This is a genomic window from Armatimonadota bacterium (assembly GCA_018268395.1).
Lineage (GTDB): Bacteria > Armatimonadota > Fimbriimonadia > Fimbriimonadales > Fimbriimonadaceae > JAEURO01.
In genome coordinates this window covers 64,439-86,650 of sequence record JAFDWQ010000008.1, presented here as the reverse complement: position 1 = coordinate 86,650, position 22,212 = coordinate 64,439, and the positions used below count along the sequence as shown (strand labels likewise).

The 22,212-nt window shown below is 63.0% G+C and carries 21 protein-coding genes; 8 read left to right on the top strand and 13 right to left on the bottom strand.

What is annotated here, in order from left to right:
- Nucleotides 1-74: 74 nt before the first annotated feature.
- On the bottom strand, nt 75-557 hold the full coding sequence (locus JST30_12970) for a DinB family protein (protein ID MBS1715239.1): 483 nt from the start codon (nt 555-557) through the stop codon (nt 75-77).
- Between the two features lie 336 nt (nt 558-893).
- Here JST30_12970 and JST30_12965 point away from each other — a divergent pair, with 336 nt between their 5' ends.
- Nucleotides 894-1,397, top strand: a complete 504-nt coding sequence (locus tag JST30_12965; GenBank protein MBS1715238.1) for a Uma2 family endonuclease — start codon at nt 894-896, stop codon at nt 1,395-1,397.
- Here JST30_12965 and JST30_12960 read toward each other — a convergent pair.
- On the bottom strand, nt 1,387-3,054 hold the full coding sequence (locus tag JST30_12960) for an alkaline phosphatase family protein (GenBank protein ID MBS1715237.1): 1,668 nt from the start codon (nt 3,052-3,054) through the stop codon (nt 1,387-1,389). The two genes, JST30_12965 and JST30_12960, sit on opposite strands and share 11 nt — an antisense overlap.
- 143 nt (nt 3,055-3,197) lie before the next feature.
- Here JST30_12960 and JST30_12955 point away from each other — a divergent pair, with 143 nt between their 5' ends.
- A complete protein-coding gene (locus JST30_12955) occupies nt 3,198-4,016 on the top strand; it encodes a nucleotidyltransferase domain-containing protein (GenBank protein ID MBS1715236.1) in 819 nt (272 codons plus the stop codon).
- Nucleotides 4,017-4,202: 186 nt separating this feature from the next.
- On the opposite strand, the gene JST30_12950 is transcribed toward JST30_12955, so the two are convergent.
- The 3 genes from JST30_12950 to JST30_12940 all read right to left on the bottom strand — a co-directional run bounded on the left by JST30_12950 (nt 4,203) and on the right by JST30_12940 (nt 7,259).
- Entirely contained in the window at nt 4,203-4,757 is a 555-nt protein-coding gene (locus JST30_12950) for a DUF1579 family protein (protein MBS1715235.1), read from the bottom strand.
- A gap of 16 nt (nt 4,758-4,773) precedes the next feature.
- Nucleotides 4,774-5,775, bottom strand: coding sequence for a DUF2330 domain-containing protein (locus tag JST30_12945; protein ID MBS1715234.1), 1,002 nt, complete (start codon nt 5,773-5,775; stop codon nt 4,774-4,776).
- A gap of 68 nt (nt 5,776-5,843) precedes the next feature.
- A complete protein-coding gene (locus tag JST30_12940; protein MBS1715233.1) occupies nt 5,844-7,259 on the bottom strand; it encodes an FAD-dependent thymidylate synthase in 1,416 nt (471 codons plus the stop codon).
- Between the two features lie 33 nt (nt 7,260-7,292).
- On the opposite strand from JST30_12940, the gene JST30_12935 reads away from it, so the two are divergent.
- The 4 genes from JST30_12935 to JST30_12920 all read left to right on the top strand — a co-directional run bounded on the left by JST30_12935 (nt 7,293) and on the right by JST30_12920 (nt 10,632).
- Nucleotides 7,293-7,976, top strand: a complete 684-nt coding sequence (locus JST30_12935) for a nicotinamide mononucleotide transporter (protein ID MBS1715232.1) — start codon at nt 7,293-7,295, stop codon at nt 7,974-7,976.
- A gap of 4 nt (nt 7,977-7,980) precedes the next feature.
- Nucleotides 7,981-8,967 (top strand): AAA family ATPase, encoded by a 987-nt coding sequence (locus JST30_12930; protein ID MBS1715231.1) that lies wholly within the window; start codon nt 7,981-7,983, stop codon nt 8,965-8,967.
- 263 nt (nt 8,968-9,230) lie between these two features.
- The gene (locus JST30_12925) at nt 9,231-9,908 is read left to right on the top strand and encodes a PEP-CTERM sorting domain-containing protein (protein MBS1715230.1); all 678 of its coding nucleotides are present in this window, start codon (nt 9,231-9,233) and stop codon (nt 9,906-9,908) included.
- A gap of 7 nt (nt 9,909-9,915) precedes the next feature.
- A complete protein-coding gene (locus JST30_12920) occupies nt 9,916-10,632 on the top strand; it encodes a GNAT family N-acetyltransferase (GenBank protein ID MBS1715229.1) in 717 nt (238 codons plus the stop codon).
- A gap of 14 nt (nt 10,633-10,646) precedes the next feature.
- Here the strand turns inward: JST30_12920 and JST30_12915 are convergent, their stop codons facing one another.
- Nucleotides 10,647-11,756 carry a site-2 protease family protein gene (locus tag JST30_12915; GenBank protein MBS1715228.1) on the bottom strand — a complete coding sequence of 370 codons (1,110 nt, stop codon included), beginning with the start codon at nt 11,754-11,756 and terminating at the stop codon, nt 10,647-10,649.
- A 61-nt stretch (nt 11,757-11,817) separates the two neighbouring features.
- Between JST30_12915 and JST30_12910 the strand changes: the two genes are divergently transcribed.
- On the top strand, nt 11,818-12,345 hold the full coding sequence (locus JST30_12910) for a DinB family protein (GenBank protein MBS1715227.1): 528 nt from the start codon (nt 11,818-11,820) through the stop codon (nt 12,343-12,345).
- Nucleotides 12,346-12,348: 3 nt separating this feature from the next.
- On the opposite strand, the gene JST30_12905 is transcribed toward JST30_12910, so the two are convergent.
- The 5 genes from JST30_12905 to JST30_12885 form a co-directional block, all read right to left on the bottom strand.
- On the bottom strand, nt 12,349-13,755 hold the full coding sequence (locus JST30_12905) for a CRTAC1 family protein (protein MBS1715226.1): 1,407 nt from the start codon (nt 13,753-13,755) through the stop codon (nt 12,349-12,351).
- Nucleotides 13,756-13,762: 7 nt separating this feature from the next.
- Nucleotides 13,763-15,031, bottom strand: coding sequence for a serine hydroxymethyltransferase (locus JST30_12900; GenBank protein MBS1715225.1), 1,269 nt, complete (start codon nt 15,029-15,031; stop codon nt 13,763-13,765).
- Between the two features lie 645 nt (nt 15,032-15,676).
- A complete protein-coding gene (locus JST30_12895) occupies nt 15,677-16,822 on the bottom strand; it encodes a hypothetical protein (protein MBS1715224.1) in 1,146 nt (381 codons plus the stop codon).
- Between the two features lie 460 nt (nt 16,823-17,282).
- A complete protein-coding gene (locus JST30_12890; protein ID MBS1715223.1) occupies nt 17,283-17,342 on the bottom strand; it encodes a hypothetical protein in 60 nt (19 codons plus the stop codon).
- 370 nt (nt 17,343-17,712) lie between these two features.
- A complete protein-coding gene (locus JST30_12885) occupies nt 17,713-19,008 on the bottom strand; it encodes a trypsin-like peptidase domain-containing protein (protein MBS1715222.1) in 1,296 nt (431 codons plus the stop codon).
- 468 nt (nt 19,009-19,476) lie between these two features.
- Between JST30_12885 and JST30_12880 the strand changes: the two genes are divergently transcribed.
- Nucleotides 19,477-19,752 (top strand): hypothetical protein, encoded by a 276-nt coding sequence (locus tag JST30_12880; protein MBS1715221.1) that lies wholly within the window; start codon nt 19,477-19,479, stop codon nt 19,750-19,752.
- Between the two features lie 9 nt (nt 19,753-19,761).
- Here JST30_12880 and JST30_12875 read toward each other — a convergent pair whose 3' ends face one another.
- Together JST30_12875 and JST30_12870 are read right to left on the bottom strand one after the other, a co-directional pair.
- Nucleotides 19,762-20,358, bottom strand: coding sequence for a hypothetical protein (locus JST30_12875; protein MBS1715220.1), 597 nt, complete (start codon nt 20,356-20,358; stop codon nt 19,762-19,764).
- 359 nt (nt 20,359-20,717) lie between these two features.
- Entirely contained in the window at nt 20,718-22,199 is a 1,482-nt protein-coding gene (locus JST30_12870; protein ID MBS1715219.1) for a hypothetical protein, read from the bottom strand.
- Between the last annotated feature and the right edge of the window lie 13 nt (nt 22,200-22,212).

Below are 22,212 nucleotides of genomic sequence, written 5' to 3'. Positions count from 1 at the left end.
TGCGGAGCCAGGACAAGCGTGGACGACGGTGCCCGCTTGTCCCGGACCGCGTTCGCCGGCAGAAACCGGAGCCGTCACCACTTGTAGGGATCGTCGCCGCGCGCCCAGAGATACGACACCAACTGCCCGGTGTGATACCACTCGTGTAAGGCGATGCTACGGAACACCTCCGCGCGTGGCACCTCGTGGAGCCCGAGCGACTCGAACCAACCGTGGGGGACGGCGATCTCCTCGGCGAGGTCGTCCTCGGTCCAAGCTTCGATCATGACCACGGTGTCGTGACGCACCTTTTTGAGGCCTTGGCGGAGGGCTTCGACGGTCGAGGAATCGCCGAGTTGAGCCTCGGCTTCCGGGTATTCGACATGGGTGTGGCCGCGCAAGAGGTGCTGGTCTTGGATCTCGGTCGCGCCGATCTCCACCAGTTGGCCCCTGACCGTGCGCATGCCCTCGCGCGGCGCCCAGTCGAGCAAGCCGTCGTCGAGGCGCGAGATGATGGCGTCGAGGTCCTTGCGGACGGTGGCCAAACGGCCGAGGACGAGTTCGTGAAGGGAATGCATCGTGTCTCTCCCGGGCGGATGGTTCCACTGCCGCCCTGGCCAACGATACTCGTTGTCAGCATTTTCCGGGAGCACGGCCCGTAAGTGTCAGCGTTAGCGTAACATGACTCGGTGCGCAAGCGTAAACGGGCTTCGAGTTCAAGACTGACCCGGGAGCAGTGGATCGAGCTCTACGGGCTGTGCTACGGCGCGAAGCAGGACTCGTCCCTCACGGTGAAGGAGCATTGCGCCAAGTACGGCGTCACCGACGCGCGGCTCCGACAGGTCCGAAGCGAGATCGAGTCCTGGATCGAAGGGGAAGAGGGCCCGAGTCCGTTCCTGCTCGACAACCCCGATCTGACCATCAAGCTCCTCGAAGACGCGGAGCAGCTTGGCATCAAATTGGAGATCGTGGGTGACACACCGACGTGGGAGGCGTTCCCGATGCTGCGCCACCAAGGGCTGATCTACAAGATCGAATCGAGCATCCGGACTTCAGGCGGGCACGACCGCGGTTGCGGATGCTTTCATTACTCGGACGTCTTCGTCCAATTCGCCGACGGGTCGGTCAAGCGGCCGGACATCTCCGTCTTCTGCCAAGAACCGCTGGAAAAGGACAGCCCGGTCACGATGATGCCCGACGCAGTGGTCGAAGTCCTCAGTCGCGGATACAAAGGGAAAGACCTCAAGGTCGGTGTACCCTTCTACCTGCGTCAAGGGGTCAAGGACGTGGTGGTCGTCGATCCGAGGTCGGGACGAGTCCTTCATTTTGCGGGCGACGAGAGGCGCGAGCTCCAGGCGCCTGTGACGCTGGAGCTCGCTTGCGGCTGCCGTTTCGACGTGCCCGCGCCTACTCCTTGAGCGCGCCCGGAAGGACCGTGCCCATACAGCCGGTCGGATATTCCACGCCGAGCAGATGGGACAACGTCGGGGCGATCGCGTTCGTGAAGACGCGCTCCGAGTGCTTGCCCTTCTCGATCCCCTTGCCGCGCATGAGGATCGGCACGTGTGTGTCGTAGTTCCACGGCGAGCCGTGGCCCGTGCCCGTCCCGCCGCCGAAGTAGGCGCCGGGTGACTCGAACACGAGGACGTCGCCGCTCAGACGCGGGTTGTAAGAGTTCGAGACGAGCTGGCCCCAAGGGACCTGAGGCACGCGGCCCGTCCACACGTCGCCCGCCGCGACCGCTCCGTAGACTCCGGGAACGGTCATCGCGGCTTCGGCGGCCGCCCTTTGGACCGTGGTCGGGTCGAGGTTTTTCGAAGCGATAAGGGGGCGGTTGAGATACATGTGCGGCATCGATGCGACGCACCAGTCCCCCGCTCCGAATCTCGCGGCGAGCGCGGCTTCGACCGCTTTTTCGACGGCAGATTCGCTGTGGCGCGCGGCTTCCGTGTGCGCTTCCTTGGCCGACTCTTCGGGGATGGGCACGACCCCGTGGTCCGCCGTGATCACGATCACCGTCTCGCGCAGCCCGCCCTTGACCTTGGCGTTGATCGCGTTGAACAGTTTGCTCAGCATGCGGTCCGTCCGCACGGTCGTGTCCATGACTTCCGGGCTGTTCGGCCCGAACCGGTGGCCGACGTAGTCGTTCGACGACAGGTTGATCACGAGGAGGTCGGGCACGTCGTCCTGTCCGAGCGATTCGGCGTCGAGCGCGCGTTCGACCGTGGCTCCGACGATGTCGTTGCCGAAGCCGCTGGTCGCGACGGCTCCGTAATACGCCTTGTTCGCTTCCTTTCCGAGCCCATGGGAGAACACCTTTCCCACGGGCGGGTCTTTCTCGGCGGGGGCCTTGCGGGTGGTCCCGTACGCGTCCGCCGCGAGCAACGGCTCCCAGTCTTTGCCGACGAACGCGTCGAACGGCTTGTCCGCGTTCAGCTTCTCCACCCAACCCGGGAGCTTGCCGTTCGGGCAGTAGTGGGTGGAACTCGCCCATCCGCCGTTACCGTTCGTCCAGATGACGGTGTCGGCGGCGTGGCCCGCCATGAAGATCGAGGCGCGGTCCTTGAAGGCGATGCCGACGACCTTCGCCTTGCCTGCGGTCGCAAGCTTGAGTTCGTCGCCGACCGTCGTGACCTTGAGGTTCCGTGGGCTCATCTTTCCGCCGCCGTTGACCTCGCCCGTATCAGGGTCGGAGGCGCAATAGACGCTCGACGGCCGCTTGCCCGAGGCCCAATCGATGGCGAGGGGGTCGATCCACGCATTGGCGACGATGCCGTTGAGGCTCGGTTCACTACCGGTCAAAAGCGTCGCGTGGCCCGGCCCGGTTTCGGTGGGAACGTGACCGTGGTGGGCGTCCCGATAGACCGCACCGCCTTGCAGCAGGTAGTTGAACCCGCCGACCGTCGAGCCGCTCGTCGCGGGAAGGAAGTAGGGTGCGAACCGCTCGGTGTAATCGTTCCGGAACTGGTCGATGCTGATGACGACGGTCAACCGGGGCGGGTTCGGGCCGAACGCTGTCTGGGAATGCGAGACGACGGACGTCGCGGCCAAGAGGGCGAGCAAGGCGAGGCGCATGGAGTTTCCAGTTTAGGCGGTCCGACCGGCAGGGTTGCCGGCTCAAGGCGGTCGAGAGGCCGGTGCCTTAACGATGTCTTGAACAAGGGCTCACTGTCGGGAGACGGATGATGGGCCGACTCTGGAGGTACCTTCATCCGACTGTGGAACCCGTCGACGAGCAAAAGAAGCACGCGATCCAGGACGCGTTGCACCAGGTCTCGCAGGAGCACGGCGTCCGGATCCTCTATGCGTGCGAGTCCGGGAGCCGGGCTTGGGGGTTCGCCTCGCCGGACAGCGATTACGACGTCCGGTTCGTTTACGTGCATCCCATCGATTGGTACCTCTCGGTGGAGCAGGGACGGGACGTGATCGAGAGGATGCTTCCCGGAGACATCGATCTGGCGGGATGGGAGTTGCGGAAGACCCTGGGCCTCTTGAGAAAGTCCAACCCGCCCTTGTTCGAGTGGACGCGCTGTCCCCTCGTCTATCACCGGGACGACGACCTTTGGCCGGGTTTCCTAGCGGTGGCCGAAGCCTATTATTCCCCCGATCGGTGCTTCTTTCACTACCTCAGCATGGCCCAAGGGAACCTGAAAGACTATCTGCTCGGTCCGGACGTGCAGCTCAAGAAGTACTTGTACGTCCTTCGACCCTTGTTCGCTTGCCTCTGGCTCGAGCGACAGCTCTCGGGAGAGACACGACCATGCCCTGTTCCGATGGAGTTCGACGCGCTCCGCCATGGCCTGACGTTGAGCGACGGCCTGCAGTCGGCGGTCGACGACCTCCTTCTGCGCAAAGTCGCAGGCCTGGAAAAGGAAACGTCGCCAAGGATCGAACCGATCAGCGCGTTCATCGAGACCGAACTTCCGCGTCTGGCCGGTGTCGCCGTGCGTCCCGGGCCGCTTCCGGACACAAGTCCATTGGACGGCTTTCTCCGGTCCGCGATCATGTCGGCGTCACAGGTCACAACGGTTTCTTGAAGGGGTCCGACCCCCGCATGACCCCCACATGACCCCCGCATCACCCCCGCAAACACGCTTTGCGGGGGTGATGCGAGGGTGGTCTAGGGTCGTTGTGGCGTTCGATCGCCTTGTGAACCGAGGGCTCGCCGCCCGCTCGGAGCAGAAAGGATCGGCGAGGACGACTCCAGTGAACGTAGCGGTCTCTTACTTCTTTCGCTTGTGGGTGAGCGTGACCTGCTTCGTCTCCTCGGCATCGCCCACCTTCATCCACCACTCGATGACGTAGGTGTCGTCGTCCACGAACTTCGTCACGGTCTTGAGCTTGGCGGGCTTCATCGTCATCGGATCCAGGGCGTCGCCCGTGCACGTGACCGTCTTCTTGTCGTCGCTGACTTTGCCCTTGGTCTCGAGCCGGCCCGTGTTGTTGCTCTCGATCTGCCACTCGAACACCTCTTTGCGCAAGGTGTCGTAGCCGACCGTTTGGAGCACGGTGAAGGGTTGTCCCATCATTTCGCTGGAGTACTTCTTCGAAAGGAACCGGCCGTCGAGGATCCACTCCGCATGGCATTCGGCCGTGCTCTTGCCCTCCATTTCGCCCATCTTGTACTGGACCTCGACCGTCCAGTCGCCCGCCATCTTTCCGATCAATTGATGGAACTCGCCCGGCTTGGCCGCCGCTTCCATCATCTTCATCATGTCGTCTTGGGCGCGGGCCGAAACCGCGACGGCGGCAGCCGTGAGGAGCAGGAACCTTCGCATGGCCTGCAGTATGACTTCAGATCCCAGTAACGGGGACGAGCGACAGCCTACGGCGTCGCCGCGACAGTGTCAAGAGGACAAGACCTCCGCCGAAAAAACCGCCGACGGTCAGGACGCCCGCCATCGTTCGGCCGGCTTCGGAAGCCCGGTCATGCCGGAACGTGAGGTCGGAGGTCCGCTTGGATGCGGGCACGCTGTCGTCGAAAACGGTCAGGGTCGTCAGGCCCGCGAGCGACCCCGCAGGCAAAGAAGAGAGTCTCTCGATCTCGGCCCGGTCCTTCTCCGAGAGTCGTTCCGGGATCGCGTCCCGGTGCCGGGGCGACCAATCGCCGGCCCCGAAAACGCCTTCCATCGCGACACGGGACAGGACGTAGAGCTTGAGGCGCCGCTCCGGGGCCTTGTCCGTCGAGGAATCCACCTGATATCCACGATAGGGATAGAAAGGCTGCTCGGCCTTAAAGCTCATCCGAAGCGCGCGCGTCGGCGAGTCCTTCGATCCGGCATCAGGGTCGACCTTGAACGTGGTCATCGGCCACTTTTTGTCCAGGTACGGCTTCGCCCATGCCTTCACGTCACCAGTGACGGGATAGCCGTTCGACTTCATCCAGTCTTCGAGGGCCCTTCCCGAGTCCGCCCGCAACGTCGTCGCAATGAGGCCGGCCGCCTTTTGTACGGCCAACACTTCTGCCCCTGCCGCCTCTTTCGAGTCCAAGTTTCGTGACGCGTAGCTTTCGTGTTCGATCCGTCCCAGCGTGTCGAAGACCGCGGCGTCGGCGTCTTTGATCTCCGGCACGGTCGGGGTCGGGATGAGGAACCCGAAGTCCTTGGCTTTGGACTGGAAGCTCACGGCCCGGACGAGGTGTTCCGTCTTGTTCTTCTCGTCCCAGACGAGAAGCGACGTCTCGTCCGAGACGGCCGCCCACGAACCCGCCTCGTACACACAGATGCAAGGTCGGGCGAGGACGCCGGACGTCGCAGCGGCGAAGGTCAATGCTGTGCGGAGGGTGACGTTTCGCATGTCGGTTCAGACGAGTCAACCCGAAACGGGCGTTTCTGGTGCCCCTCAAGGCGCTCGGCTCGCCGGCTTCATTCAGGCTCGGCGGTACCGAGCGCGATTTTGGCAGCCGATAGGGGGAAAGTCTTCGCTAACTCGGCGACGGCGTCGGACAAGTGCTTCGCATAACGGTAGTGCGCCCCGGTCCCGGTCCTTAGCTCCGCTTCGTAGGCGAACTTGTCGAGTGTGGTCGAATGCTCGAAGGGGAACTGCGTGCCGAGGAGCGACCAGGCCGCCGACCCGGCATCGCCGTCGCACAAGGCGTCGAGCGTCGCAGCCGTCGCGTCGTCTCCGACCCAGACCGGGATTTCGGGGTCGAGCGACGGATCGGGCACTTGGTCGAGCGCGGCGTAGAAGCCTTGAGGGACGAGCGGACAGTGTTTCGTGCCTGTCCGGTGACGGTTCAGGTCTCGGATCTCGCCCATCGCGACGGCGTCCCAACCGAACCGGACCATCGTCCTCGCCGCCGCCTCGCCCATGAATCCATACCTATTGTCGTGGAAGGACAGGGACGCGGCGATGTCGGCGTCCGTGACCCCGTTCGGCGCCATGACGGTGACCGAAGCCCTCGGGCACGCCTCGCCCGTCGGCCGGGAGCCGGACAGGGCCGACGCCGTCTCTCGCCACGCGCTCCGTTCGGCGGCTTGCCCCGCATCGAACGAGGGCTTGGCCTCGGCGTGCTTCATGAGTCGCGGCGCGGAATAGAGCAGTTCGCCCTGGAGGCTCTGGGCCAACCGCGTCGCCTCCGGCGTGCCCTCAGCGTGAAGCCGCTGGCACAGCTGGACCCACGCGCGGGCCGACATGACGAGCATGACGTTCGTCCGCGCGGCCAAAGGCAAGAAACAGCGGGCCCGGTCGAACGCGTAGTTCCGCCGCATCCGTGCGACCTGTCTGACCGCCTTCTCCGACGTGTCCTCGATCAGCGCCGACGGCAACCGCATCAGGGCCGGGTCGCGTTCTCCCAGTCGCGTCCAGAACGTGACGGACTTCTCGTAGGCTTCGAACGCGGCGGCCATCGACCGCCTCCATGTGTCGTGCTTCGAAGGGGGCACGCCGAGTTCGTGCGGCTCCATCAACCCTTCAGGACCGATCCGGATGTAGCGCGTGGAGCTCTCTTGGCCGCCGGCTGTCGGACACCAACTCCAGATGCGATAGGCGAGGAGCATGGAGACGCCGTCCACGAACACGGCGACGGGCACCATGTCGGCGATGGACTGGTGTCCGTAGTCGATCATCCGGAAGATGGAATCGACCGATTTGTCCAGGTTGGTAGGATCTATCTTGGAAAGGATCGCCTCTAGCCCTTCGTTGTTCCGCGAATAGCGCGCTCCGGACGCGGCCAAGAGTTCGGGCGTCAACGACGGGCGTCCCGCAGCTTCGGCGGCCGGTGTCGGTCGGAGGGAGACGCTCGTGACGTTCATGTCTTCAAAGGCCAGACGGGGTTCCATCTTACTCTTGCCAAAGGCGGTAAGTTGACGGGAATGCGACTCTCGCGAGCGGCCTGGGCGGCCACGGCCCTGTTCGTCCTCGTGTGCGCCCTTGCGGGTTACATGGTCGTCGCAAAGATCTCTCAACGGGTCGAGGCGGTCGCCTTCGTCACGGGCGCCTTGTGCGTCTGGCTCGTGGTCAAAGACCACATTTGGAACTGGCCGATCGGGCTCGTGAACTCGGCGGCGAGCGTGGTCGTGTTCTGGCAGGCGAAGCTTTATGGCGACGGCGTCTTGAACGTGATCTACTTCGTGCTCGGGGTCTACGGTTGGTACTGGTGGCTCTACGGCGGCGAGGACAAGTCCAAGTTGACCATCCTGAAGTCCCCCCGGGGCGAAACGATGGCCGTCATCGCGGTCTCGGTGGTCGCGACGGGCGGCCTGACGGCCTGGCTGGCGCACGTCCATGACGCGGCTCCGTTCATCGACGCCGCCACCACGGTCTTTAGCCTCGCCGCGCAGTATCTGTTGACCCGGAAGTACGTCGAGAACTGGCTGTTCTGGATCGCGGTCGACATCGTCTACGTGCCCTTGTACTGGTGGCGGGGCCTCTACCTGATGGCGGTCCTTTATGCCGTGTTCCTCGGGATGGCCGTCACGGGGTACATTGAGTGGCGGCGCAAGTTCGAAGCGCGAGGGACCGACGACGTTCCGCCGGCCGATGGGCCACTCTCCTGAGCCCATGACGTCCGGGCTCGTCATCGGCAAGTTCTATCCGCTGCACCGCGGGCACAAGTTCCTGATCGAGACGGCCCGACGGCAGGTCGACAGGTTGACCGTCATGCTCTGCGTCCATGAATCGCAGACGATCCCTGGTCACCTTCGAAAAGCTTGGCTTGAAGAGTCCCACCCCGATTGCGAGGTCGTCGCCGTTCCGGACACGTTGCCGGAAGAGCCTGTGGCCTGGGCCAGGTTCGTCGTGGAGACGTTCGGCCGGGCTCCCGACGTCGTGTTCTCCTCCGAAGACTATGGAGCCCCGTTCGCGGCTGCGATGGGATCGCGGCACGTCATGGTCGATCGAGGTCGTCGCACCGTCCCCGTGTCCGGAACGGCCGTCCGCGACGATCCCCTCGGTCATTGGGAGTTCCTCGAACCTTGTGTCCGGGCGTACTTCGTCAAACGGGTCGTCGTGACAGGTGCCGAGTCGACGGGCAAGACGACGCTGGCCCGTCGGCTTGCAGAACGGTTCGGGACGGAGTGGGTGCCGGAGTACGGCCGAGAGTACTGGGAAACCGTCAAACTCGGCGGTTCCGCCATAACGGACATCGCGACGTTCCGGGTTCCTGAATGGCAGAGCGAGGAGTTCGTCTTGATCGCCGAAACCCAGCAGTCCCGCGAGGACGCCGCCGCCCGTCGAGCCGAAAAGGTCTTGTTCTGCGACACTGACGCGTTCGCAACCGGCCTCTGGCACGAGCGCTACATGGGGTCGAGAAGTCCCGAAGTGGAGGCTGTGGGCCGGCGTCGAAGGCCCGACCTCGTCCTGCTTTGCGCGCCGGACGTTCCGTTCGTCCAGGACGGTTTCCGCGACGGCGAGAGCGTCCGGACGACGATGCACGGCACCTTTCTGATCCGGCTTGCGGAAGGCGCGATCGTGCCTCGTGTCTTGACGGGGGACTGGAAGGCTCGCGAGGTCCGTGCGGTCCGCGCCGTCCAAAGCCTGATGAAATAAGTGGACCGTACACCGGTGGAGAGTGGTCCGGTGCACGGGCGCTGGAGGAGTGGGACGAGCCGGTTCTTCTTGACCGCTCTGATCCGGTCAGAAGTCCGTGCTGTCTCTAGCTTTGACACTGTGGCCCCGCCGATCGTTCCCGTCCGGATCTGGGCCGGGACCGATGGCCCTGTCGCAGGATTCGAACCTGGATGTCACATTCCCTTAACAGATGTCCAATGAGTGGTTCGCCGATCGCCGCAAGTGGCGGCAAAGGAGCAACCATGAACCCGAAACACATTCCGTCGCGGTCCGCCTTGGTCCTCGGTCTGACCCTCGTCTCGCTCTCGGCCTGGGCCGACGACCTGAACCCTCCGACCTGGAGGCTGGGTAATCCGAACGCGACGGTCCAAGAATGGGACTTCCGCACGCCGAACGTGCCGCTCGCTCCGGACGGCAACGTGTGGGGCAGCAACGGCGGTGGCTTTGTCAACCCGTTCGGGACGCCGCAAATGTCGTCGGTCAACAATGCGGGCTGGTTCGCGACCTTGGGCGGCCGGGGCGGCGTCTATGACATCACCAACGGCAGCATCACGTTCGACATCCCCAACGACGGCCCCGACCCGAACGTGAAGGAAGTGTGGATCCAGATCACGTCCTTCCACGCCGGAGCCCTGTTCCTTCCGGACGTCACCGTCAACTCCACGGTCTTCAACGGCCCCGCGACCCTGGTCACCTCGCAGTACCTCACGGACGGTTGGACGCACTCGACGTGGTCGGTGACGATGGCGAGTTGCCCGCCCATGGAGCACATCACCATCGCAAACCTCTCGCCGACGATTTGCGGCGTCGACCAGGTCGTGGTCGACACGATCTGTGGGCCCGTCCCGGAGCCGGCGTCCCTCTCGGTGCTGGGACTAGGCTTGGTGGCCCTTCTGAAGAAGCGCCGCACCGGTCGATAATCCGTACGTGACGGTCGACGAAGCGGTCGAGGTGTTCGTCAGGGCGTTCTGCCATTTGAAGAGCAGGACAAGCCCTTACCTCCTCGACCGCTTTGACGGCCTTTGGATCCTGCACGATCCGCCCGGTCGCCGGAACCCGAGGAAGACCGAAGTCGTCACCACGGTCACTGAACCGGAAGACACGGTCTCTCGCATCGCCGCGTCTGGAACGGGCTGGCACTTCCTGTGCGACGTCCAAGGCCTCGAAGACGGTTACGGCGCCAGGCGGGCGAAGTACAAGGACTTGGGGTACCGGGCCGTCTCCACCGAGCGGCTTTTCGTCCACGGTCTTTCGGACGTCCCGGAATTTACGTCCGATCCGCCTCCCAGGGTCGTCACCGACGAACCGGTCCTTGCGTCGATCCCTCAGTCGGCTCCCCAGAAACGAAAACTTCAAGAAGGGACGCGCATCACGTGCGTCTGGGACGATATCAGCGACATCGGTTGGGCGTCGAGCGTCCGTGTCGGAGAGAACGCTTGGGCCGCCGACCTCTATGTCCACCGGCCCTATCGGGGTCAGGGTTTCGGACGGGCGCTGATGAGCCGCTTGCTTCAGGACGACCGCGAGTCCGGCGTCCGGACCAGCGTCTTGCTGGCGACGTCAGACGGCGCGCGCCTTTACCCACACCTCGGCTACCGAGAGATCGGCGTCTTGCAGATGTTCTGTCCGGTCCGACGGCCGTAACAGGACGCCGCGGACTACGACGTGGCCGGGTGGGCTCCCCTCTGGCGGCCCTCGCGTTTCGCCTGGCCGATCATGACGTACTCGCCGACGTTATGGAGCGTCAGGACGCCCACTGCCCGTCCTTCGTCGACGACAGGCACGGTCTCACAGCACCCGTCGGTGAACTTCGCGAACACGGTGTCGACCGGGTCGTCCGGGCCTGCGACCTGGAACTGCCTGTCCATCGCTTGGGCGACGACCTGCCCCGGGGCTCCTCGCGCCAGGGCCTCGAGCAACTTTCGGCGCGTCAAGACGCCGACGACACGGGACTCGGCCGCTACAGGGAAGTCCTCTTGAAACCCTGCCAAAACGTGACCTGCGGCGACCTCTAGCGGGTCGTCAGGACGAAGCGACTCGAACCGGGTGATCATGACGTCCCGCACGCGCACCCCGCTCAAGAGGCCCTTCATCTCGACGCTCTGTGCCTCCTGGGCGGCACCGAACCAGACGAACAACGCAATGAAGGCGAGCAAGGGGTTGAAGAAGAGGCCGACGAACCCCATAAGCAACGCGAGTCCCTGACCGATCGCGGCCGCGAGCTTGGTCGCTTGGACGTAGTCGAGTCTCATCGCCAGAAGGGCGCGGAGCACGCGACCGCCGTCCATCGGGAACGCCGGGATCAGGTTGAAGACGACGAGCGCTACATTGACATAAAAGAGCCGTTCGATCCAGTGTCCGGACGTCACGGCAAGGCCGCCAACATCCGACCACCCGTGCGACAAGGTCAGGCCGAGACCGAGCGCCCCCGCCAAGACCACGTTGACCGCCGGGCCGGCGAACGCCACGACCAGTTCCTCGGACGGCTTCTCCGGCATCCGGTCCAGTCGTGCGACGCCTCCGATCGGGAGAAGCGTGATGTCCTTCGTCCCGATCCCGTACTTCTTGGCGGCCAAGGCGTGGCCCAGTTCGTGGAGGACGACGATGAAGAAGAGCACGAGGACGAAGCCGATCCCGCTCAGCGCGTCGCCCCAGTCTTGGCGGGCCGAAAAGTGCGAGACCCCGATCCACAACAGGAGGAACAGGAACGTAAAGTGGACGAACACGTCGATCCCCGCCAACCGCCCGACCCGCCACGCCCACCTCATGTCCATCTAGACGACTCAGGCGGGCCGCGCTGCTCCAGGACCCGCATAATGGGGCCCACCCATGGCGGATTACGACGTGAAACCACTTGAGGGGTTCCATCCGGAAACGGGGCTGTTGCTCGCTGCTTTGGTCGACAGCACCCGCGAGTGGCGCGAGAACCTCGAATCGCCTCCGGTCGAGGCGCTGGCGTGGCAACCTTCTCCCGGTTCGCACTCGATCGGTGCCCTGATCCTTCACATCGTCGACGTCGAATCGTATTGGTTCGAAAACTTCGCGGGCGGCCGAGAGCGGGATCCCGAAGAGACCAAGCTGTTCCTCAGCGAAGAGACGCAGCAATACGGAGCGAGCTGGCCCCTGCCTCCTGCTCAGCCCGTCGAGTGGTACTTCGACCTTCACGACCGCATCCGGGAGAGGTCGTTCGAGGCGTTACGTGGGATCGAGCCGGACAAGGAGTTCGCGCGAAGGGACTTCACCTGCACGCTCCGATGGGTCGTCGCGCACGTCGTGCAGCACGATTCCTATCACGGTGGTCAAGCCGTATTGCTCCACGAACTGTGGAAGAAAAAATCGGGCGTCCAGACGACTTGACGGTCAGCCGTGAAACCGGACGGTCACCACGCGGTCGACCGGCACCCTCCTCACGGTCTGCCTGCGTCCCCCTGGCCACGACACGTCGACGTCGACGGCAGTATGCCGGTCACCTAAACCGAAGTGCAGCGTGAGGTCGTTCTGGTCGCCTTCCCCCGTCCCGGCCTCGACCTGCCGCGTCAGAACCTTGTCGCCCAGCCGGATCCGGACTTGTGCGCCGACCGCGCTCCGGTCGACTTTGCGACCGTCGCCCTGGAGCCGCACTTCGAGCCAGTGCCGCTTGGCGGACCGGTTAGCGAACAATCGGCCCGCCGAGACGAGGTCGATGCGGCCGTCCCGGTCGAAGTCTGCCCAAGCCGATTGGTAGGTCGGAGGCAGTTTCTCCAGCCCTGATCCGGCCGTCGCGTCAGCGAACACGAACCCGCCGTCGTTGCGGAACAGCACCGGGTAGTTCGGGCGGTCGAAGGAAGCGGGGAAGTAGACCGTCGTGAAGAACAGGTCGAGGTCGCCGTCGTTGTCAAAGTCGGCCGCAGAAGGACTGGCGTACGACTCCTGATAGAAGACTCCGCACGTTCCTTTGTCCTCGAACGCAAAGCCCTTGGCCTTGCCTTGGTTGCGGAGAAAGCGCGACTTGGGCTGGTCGCCGCGGTCGTCGACGTGGGCAAAGTTCCCCGCAAAGAGGTCGATCAGGCCGTCGTTATCGAAGTCGCCCCAGGCCGCACCGATGGAGTGGCCGCCTTCGAAACCGGGCGATGTGGCGACGGCGTTCCGCTCGGCCGCGTTGTCCACGAACCGCCCCGATCCGTCGTTGACCCAAAGGCGGTTCGGCTGGAGCCGGTAGTTCGAGGCATAGACGTCGAGGTCGCCGTCCTGATCGAAGTCACAGGCGGTCACACCGCGGGTGCGATACGTCGCGTCCTGCCATGTCAGCTCAAACCCCTTCTCGCGCCGGTTCATCAGGACGAAGCTCGGATAGGTGACCTGCCTGTCCCAGTCTTCGAACCCGCCGACGTAGAGGTCGACGAATCCGTCGCGGTCGAAGTCGCCCCAGCACGCGCCACGGCTCGAAGTCGGCGGCAAGGCGGGAAGGCCCGCCTCCTTGAAGCCGTTGCCGCGCTCGTTGTGCCAGAGCTTCATCTGGGAGAACGAGAAGAGGTCCGGAAAGCCGTCGTTGTCGTAATCGGCGGCGACGGAAGATCCGACATCCGCGAGCTTGGTGAAACGCTTGCCTTTTTCGTTGTGCCAGGCGGTGCCGGCCGTCACCAGGTCGGGCCAACCGTCTTGATCGAGATCGATCCAGCACGCCGCGTCGTTACCCAGGCTCAGCCCGACGGCGGCCGTGACGTCGACGAAGGCGGGCTCGGCCGTCAGCGACGCTCCGGCGAGACTCCCCAGCAGCGCGCCCCACATGTCCGCCTCAGTCCACGTCGTGGATGCTGAACCGTTCGCACAGGGCCACGACCGACGCCTTCACTTGGGCGGCGACCGCATCGTCGTCGCGGCCCTTCAGAGCCTGCACGATCCACTCCGCGATCTGGACCATCTCCGGCTCCTTCATGCCGCGAGTGGTGACGGCGGGGGTGCCGAGACGGACGCCGGACGTGACGAACGGCTTCTCCGGATCGTTGGGGATCGAGTTGCGGTTGGTCGTGATGTGGACGCGCTCGAGCACCTCTTGGGCGACCTTGCCCGTCACGCCGAACGGCCGGAGGTCGACGAGCATCAGGTGCGAGTCCGTACCGCCGCTCACGATCCGGAGGCCGCCTTCGGTCAAAGCTTTGGCCAGCGCCGCCGCGTTCTTCTTCACCTGCGCCGCATAGTCCTTGAAGGACGGTCTTAGCGCTTCGCCGAACGCGACCGCCTTCGCTGCGATGACGTGCATGAGCGGGCCGCCCTGGATGCCCGGGAACACCGACATCCGGATCGGCTTATCGAACTGCTCGTCGTTGTAGAGGATGATGCCGCCTCGCGGGCCGCGCAGCGACTTGTGCGTGGTCGAAGTGACGATGTGCGCGTGCGGCACCGGGCTCGGATAGACGCCGCCCGCGACCAGCCCGGCGTAATGGGCCATGTCGCACATGTGGAGCGCGCCGACTTCTTCCGCCACCTTCATGATGAAGGGAAAATCGATCTCGCGCGAATAGGCGCTCGCCCCGCTGACGATGATCTTCGGCTTGCGTTCTAGGGCCAGCTTCCGCAAGGCATCGTAGTCGATGCGCTCGTCCGGGCCGACGCCATAGGCGGCGATGTCGTACATCTGGCCGCTGAAGGCGACGGGCGAGCCGTGCGTCAGGTGGCCGCCTTCGGCGAGGCTCAATCCCATCAGCGTGTCGCCGGGCTTAAGAAAGGCGTTGTAGACGGACATGTTCGCCTGGGCGCCGCTGTGGGGCTGGACGTTGGCGAACCTGCTGCCGAAGATTTCGCAGACCCGGTCGATCGCGAGCTGCTCGACTTCGTCGACGACCTCGCAGCCGCCGTAATAGCGCTTGCCCGGATAGCCCTCGGCGTACTTGTCGGTCATCACGCACGACATCGCCTCGCGCACGGCGCGGCTCGCGATGTTCTCGCTCGCGATGAGCTCGAGGTTGTGTTCCTGCCGGACCTCCTCCCTGCGGATGATGTCGGCGACCGTGGGGTCGGACTCTTTCAGAGGGATGCGGTGCGGATGGACCGTCGCGGCGGACATGGGTCGAGTGTATCCGGGAACGGGGACGGGGAGGGGGAGCGTTCGGGTGGCAGGGCATGGAGCGCGGACTTCAGTCCGCAGGAGCCCTGGCTTCAGCCAGGCAAGACCCCGCCGATAGGGACTTTTAGCTGTGTCGTAGTGGAATCGTGATGCATCGGTGACACATCGGCCTCGCAGCACCGTAGGTTCAAACCGCCGCTCGTGGTCGAAAGCCTAAAGAGATCGGCAAAGACGACCGATGGCTCGCACCACGCTCTGACGCCGCGCGCAGGCTCGTAGGCGGCCAATGTCCCGGGGCTGGAGCGCGACGTTATTCGCGAGCACGAACTTGCCTCTCATCGGAAGATTCACGGTAGGGTCGGGCCGTACGCAGGTCCTGGCGTGGGACCCGTTCTGCTTGCTCCGTCGATCCGTAGTCGGACTGTGGCGACGGCGCGGCGACGGCACGAGGGCGCTTCTAAGGACGTGGGACGATGAGTGTGAAAGCCCCCCACACATTGGAAGCCCGACCAACAGTCGGGCCGTTGGCAGGATCGAACGTGTCCCTATGGGACCGGGGTGCAAGAGACGTCACCCCGGCCACGCCGGCTACCAAGCCGCTTCAGGTGGTGCGCTGCAATTTGACCAAAGACACCCAGGACCGTGTCACGGTCGACCGTGGTTTTCCCATAACCATGTCGTTTCGTTCCAGTTCCATCCCCCACGGAAGTAGGTGCCCCGCTGATCGACCACGACGATCTTCTTGCCGGTCTCGTCCAACGTGGGGCTGCCGATGACGTAGGGTTTGACCAGCGAATTGCTGGCCTTGTCGAGGTAAACGGGAAGCGGCGCCAACGCCTTCCAAGACAGCCAGGTGTTGAGTCCCCAATCATAAGCCTTCGTGTACAACTGCTCCTTTCCGTTCCCCAGGCCCACCCCAGTGTCGCAAGCCGCTATGACGTAGTGCTTTCCTCCGTCAAATACCGTGACGCTCGACCAAATATGCTTCCCGGCCGGCCTACCGAGGTTTGTCAGACCCCACGTCTTGGAGACGGCGTAAAGTTCGCCGTTCCAGTCGGTTGCGTAACAGTCCCTATCGCCGGGCTGGTCGGACACGGATGCGAACCCCTGACCAAGAAGAGAATAGCTATTGTTGTTGAGGTTCCACAATCCGGACGGGTTTTCGATCCTCCACAGTTGGTAGTACTGGTCGACAGCGTATGCTGTATATTTGTCAGCGGCGCACATGTCATAAATGTCAACGCCGATGGGTGTGTTCTGAAATTCGACCGCAGGCAAGAAGAGATTGCTGTAATCTTTGACCGCATAGTCGATGGTATAACTCCAGCCACTATAGTTGATGACAGGAGCGATCGTCTTGGTCGTTCCAGGGATTCGACTCGAGGGGCCTTGAAAGCCGACTTCGCTAAAGCAAGTGAACATGCCCGGAGCGTTGGTCATCGTGTCGTACCACCAGTTCTTCGGAAGGTTGGTCTTCGCGCGGACGTTGACGCCTGCGTAGGTCGCAAGGGGCACTCGTAACGAAAAGGTCTCCGGACTCGGATATCGATCGCCCCAGTCCTTCCAAGACCCTCCGGAGCCAGGGCCACCGGTCCTTTGCCACAGGTGCGAGCTACGTGGGTCGTTTCCGTTGGTCTTGGGGGCGCCCTTGATGGCGAAGAAGCTGTTGCCGTTCGTCGCTGCACCAGGCATCGAGTAGTCGGCCAACGGCATGTTGCTGCTGTTGACGGACGTGCCAAATGGAGCGCGATACCAATACTGCTCTATCTGAGCACTCGCGCTTGATGCCATGACTCCTGCAATCGTAAGCGTAGCGGCTCGACATGCTTTCGATATCGAAGGTACGACGATGTTTGTTGTTAGAATGCGCCGATCGAGGGCGGAGGCGTAGCTTTGCTTAATGTTCTTCCTGTTTGTAGACATGCTGTGTGGGAGACCTTGATTCTGGACGTAAGAGGACTTCAGGATCTGTTCGGCTAGGGAACCGTAACGGTGTCCGCGACGAGTCCGTGATTCTGCGTTTCGCATTGTTCATTAGCCCTCCCGGGCTGACTCATCTTGCGTCGCGTCCGATCAGAAAACTGTGACCCGCGTCACAACCGCATGCTTTCCTCGCCGATCTAGTCCCTAATGGTGTCGAAAAGGGAATGTATGCGCGATATGACAGTTAGAAACGAACGAAGGCCGCGGTGCGTGAAGAGTTGCTCCGCGGCCCATATCGTATGGAGAGGTGAGGACTGCGGCTTGGTCGTCAGCGAGCGCGCCTTCTTCTGACAAGGGTCACCAGTGCGCCGAAACCCAAGACCGCCATCGAACAGGGTTCCGGAACGGTCGCGATGCGGATTCCCGCACCTCCGATGCGTTCGAAGTCCTGATTGATGTGTTTCGAGACGACGAACTCGATGCTACCGTTGCTGCCCAGACTCCAAAGTCTTCGCCCTGACGACGAGGAGCCGTCCTAGTCTGGAGGCTTGTCGGACGGCTCCCAGGGGTCTCCCTCTCCCCGCCTGGCCAGAAACCGGCACGACCAGAGCCACGGTGGCCCAGAAGCCGACGTTTTCGTCGACGACGGGGCTGGACTTCGAGCCGGTGCGGACGAAGCCTCCAGACTCGGTTCGGCGGCGCGCGGTGTGAGGTGGTGTCCGGAGTCTGGAGGCAGCAAACGGCACGTCAAGGAACAGCTAGTGCCAATTCTTGTTCTCGGGGGAAGAATAAGGGGCGCACCACCAGAGAGTTCCGTCGTAGAACACGATCGTGGCCTTCGAGCGCAAACGCCAGAGAATCAAACCGCTTTCTTCTTCGTCGCCGGCAAGGACTCGGTCTGGCTTGCCCAGCTTGGAACGGAGATAGGCGACTACCTTCTTTTCGGACTGGTCGAACTTAGCTCTGCCGACCCGATCTATTGTTGCCCCATTCTTTAGGATCGGGATATTGATAAGGTCGATGACGTCGTCTTTCGACGGACGAAACCTCTTCGCAAGGGTCTCTTTGGGAAGGTCATAGAACGACCCCCCTTTCTTAATGTAGGCTCTTAGGTCAGGGGTCGTAAAAACCAACAGCCCCTCTAAGCCGCCTCGGAACCACCAGTAATAGCCGACAGCATCGCCTTCGACAAATTGACGAGTGCCCTCGAGCAGCCCAAGCGTGGCGTACTTCCTCGACGCTGTTGCCACATCACCAGGTTTTGCAAACGGGCGCACAGATCGCAGGAAGGTCAAAGCGTCCAATATGATGCCTTGCGGCACAAAGGGCTCGCTTGTCCACTTCTTGGAGTGCGTCGTTGCCGTGGCCGGTGGCAAGAAGCTCCCATTTTCCAGCGAAACGAAGTCGCGGCTAAGCACACCACGGATTGTTAGGGCGGGAATGGCCAGATTAACTTCGTCAGCACCTCGAACCCTTGATATAACAAGACCAAGTACGCTCCCCTTCTTACTAAGTAGGGGACTACCGGAGCTGCCGGGGCTAACCGGAGCGGTGAATTGGATCGACAGCCCATCGAGGTCGGCCCGGATGGATCCCACGATGCCATCCGAGATGGACTGATCAAGCAATCCAAGTGGACTGCCTATGACGGCCACAGCTTCACCTGGAGAGGGCAAGGCATCCTGCAATCGAATCGCCGGATAGGAGAGATCATCAGAAAACCGAAGAATCGCAACATCGCGTCGTGAGTCAACCGCAACGGCGGTGGCGGCTACCTCTCTCTGATTGGCGAGGCGTACGGAGACCCGCGCGTTGGAGTCTTTCACTAGCTCTTTTTCGATCACATGCAAAGCGGTCGCCACATGGCGCCGGTCGAAGACAACAAAGCCAGTTCCGACCGAGTCCCCGGCAGTAACCGAGACCGTTGAACGGTGGACTGCCTCATACACGTCTTTCCAATCGGACTGGGCCAAGGCAGACGGATGGATGAGGAAGGCAAAGGCAACCAGGCCAAGGCCACGCCGCCAATCAAAACCAAGACGAACCAGGTTCATTCCAGACTCATGTTACTTCGCCGACAAGACGGCTCCACCGGCGCTGGAAGCCTTCTCAGCATCAACCAGCGGCTTCATGACGGTCTCCAACTCATCCCAACTCATCCCTGGCCATCCGGGCTGCTCTCTCGGAATCTTCAGTTCCATCGACATCGACCAAAAAGCTTCGCAGACGCGTCGCGAATGGTTGCTGCCTCCAGACTCCAAAGTCCTCTCGCTGGCGACAAGGAGCCGTCCTAGTCTGGAGGCTTGTCGGACGGCTCCCAGAGGTCTTCCTCTCCCGCTGGGCCAGGAATCGGCACGACCAGGGGGTGGCCCAAAAGCCGACGTTTTCGTCAACGACGGGGCTGGACTTCGAGCCGGTGCGGACGAAGCCTCCAGACTAGATTCGGCGGCGCGCGGTGTGAGGTGGTGTCCGGAGTCTGGAGGCAGCAAAACATCACGAGCGGGGATGATTGGATTGGTGGAATGGAGAAGAACATCGTCTACTCCGGTACGAACGCCAACTACACTCTGAATTTGGACACGGACGTCGAGAAAGTTCCGCAGGGAACCGTAGTCCGGGTCTTCAACTTCATCGACCCTGGAGTGAACCTGGCGGCTGTCAACGTCGTCGTCAGAACATCGCTTGCGACAGTAAGCCGTCTGCACATGGGAGAGTTCCTCTTCTGGAACGACGGAGGAACCGGCAGATGGTTAGTGGTCGTTTCGAACGGCTCAACCAATGTATTACCGACCCTGTAGGTCCTCAGCTCAAGGCGGTGCCAACGGCACCGCCTTGAGCAAGGCATAGATCCGAGCGATGTTGAAGGACAGGGGGTTCGGTACGGCATTGAAGTCCAGACGGAATTGCACGTGTCGCACCTTCTTCCAGTCTACGGATCCGCCGCCGCAGGGAAAATAGATACCAGTCGGATGCAGGGACCAACTTACGGTGCGCCCTCTGCCTGCTGAATCATAAACGGACATTTCCGCGATGTCGGGGAACTGGTCGCAGTCGAGGTAGATCCGTCTAAAACTGCTGAGGTCCGTCGTCGTTCCTGTCTCTGGGAAGTAGTCTAGGTCTTGGTGCCAGTAGACCTTTTTAGGGCTAATGAAACTGATTGCCGCACTGCCAATCGTGACCGTGAGTGCGGTTTGATTTGGATTCGAATTGATCTGAACGTAATTGGCCCTTCGGTAGAAGAAGCACTGTTGCCGGGTCAGGCCGCTCCATTCGTGCAAGTCCCACTTTTCGCCTGTCAGGACGACCGTGTAAGGAGGCGTGTTGAAATAGTCGAGAGTCAGGTACTTGACGCCCGGTAGGTTCTGCGGCGCCAGGACGAGCGCGGCGGCGAGGACGGCGGACATCGTGCCTTCATTCTATCGCAGCTTTTCCAGAATCGCGGACGCTTGCGTCCGTCGGCCGGCGGGCGGCCCGGTCTGGCAACGGTGTCCACGATGCATCCGGCTGAACCGGAGACCGTTGCAGACCGGGGCAAGGGCGTTGCGTCAGACCGGCCCTTGAAACTGCGCGGTGTGAGGTGGTGCGGACGAAGCCTCCAGACTAGGTTCGGCGGCGTGTGGAATGAGACGGTGTCAGGAGTCTGGAGGCAGCAACGCCTGTGGGCGGGCGAGGGCGTAGCGCATGCGTGACGTCAGTCGCGCCCACAAGCGTGCCACCCATACCGAGGTTCACGCTAAGGTCGTGCCACCCGCCGTCCGCGAACTTACGCCCGCTCGAACGCCCAGCGCACTTCGTCCACTTCGCCGAGCCACGTGAAAGGCGCGCCGCCGTACACCGAGTACCGGCAAAGGACGCGCTTGTCGCCCGGGTTCACGAAGCGCCCAGGCGTGCTCGGCGAGACCTTGACGGTCTCGAACGACGTGACGGAATTCGTCTGACCGAGTCCATCGTCCGTCCACTTGTTCTGAACCCAGTCGAAGAGCTCGATTTTGACCTTCAGCCCCGTCTTGCTCTCGCGGTGCCGGACCTGGAGGGTCAGGGCGGACACGTCGGGACTGAGGGCCGTCCCCTCGAACTCATAGACGAGCCGCGGCCCTTGCGCCTTCATGACGGGACCGTCGGTCGGGAAGGACGAGACGGTCTGCCCGTCCCTCAGACGGGCCCTTTCGACCTGGGTGCCGCCGCCTCCGCTCACGGGGAGGCGGACATCGTCTGGAGAAACGTGGAACCCGTCGCGGAACGGGTTGTACACGACCTGGAGTCCTGAGTCCGTCTGGAGGCCGAAGAACGGTGTCGCTCCGAGTCCACCGGCGCCCAAGCTGTAGACCTCATAGGGCGGAGCAAGATCGCCGAGACGGTGGTCCAAGGCATAGTCGTAGGCGCTGAGCTGGGTGCTGAAGGGAAGGTCCCCCAGCGTGTTGGTCACCAAGGCGGCGAACGTGCGCGCCGCGGGGTCGGCGGCGAACGTCACTCTCGTGTCCCGAAGGAACTCGGCCTGGCTGAAGTAGCCGAACGCCGGAGGGGTCGGCGATCCGTCCCAAGCCTTTGCGACGACGCGGGCCCGGACACCATAGTCCGCCCTGCCCGGTTCCTTCCGGACATAGCGCCTTCCGCCTGGAAGCCGAGACACGGAGAGGGACGACTTGACCGGGCCGTATTCTTCGACCAGGGCGCCCGTCGAGACGTTGTAGACCCGCTGGACCCACTCTCCTCCGTTGTTCGTGCCCGTTTGATAGACGCACGCGAGATGTCCGGAATCCGAAGAGAGGTCGGCGCCGATTCCGATGTTGCCGAAGTCGCGGACGAGCTGCAGGCCGGGGAACGTGTAGACCCGCGTGTCCGTGCCTTGGAGCAGGACGATCCTGTCGCCGTTCTCCGAAACTTCGCCGCTCGCGACCGCCGAACTGAAGACGAGCTGTCCGTCCGAGAACCTCCAGACCGCACATTTCAACCCACCCGTGCCGGGAAGGTTGACGTAGTCGCCAGAGAACGTGCAAAAGCGTTCGCTCCCACCGACCGCGTTCGGGTCGACGGCCGCGAAATCGCGCAGATAGGTGCCGTCGGACGCGCGCAAGACTTGGAGCCGGTCCGCCCCCTTGCGGTGGACAAGGATCAGGTCTTGCCCCGGCACGAACTTGTGGTAGTCGACGTCAGCCGCGCTCCAAACTACGACGGGCGTCCAGTCGACCTGTGCGCGACCCGCGACGGTCAAGGCCAAGGCAGCGGCGGTCAGAGCGGTTTTCATGGAGCCTCGCACG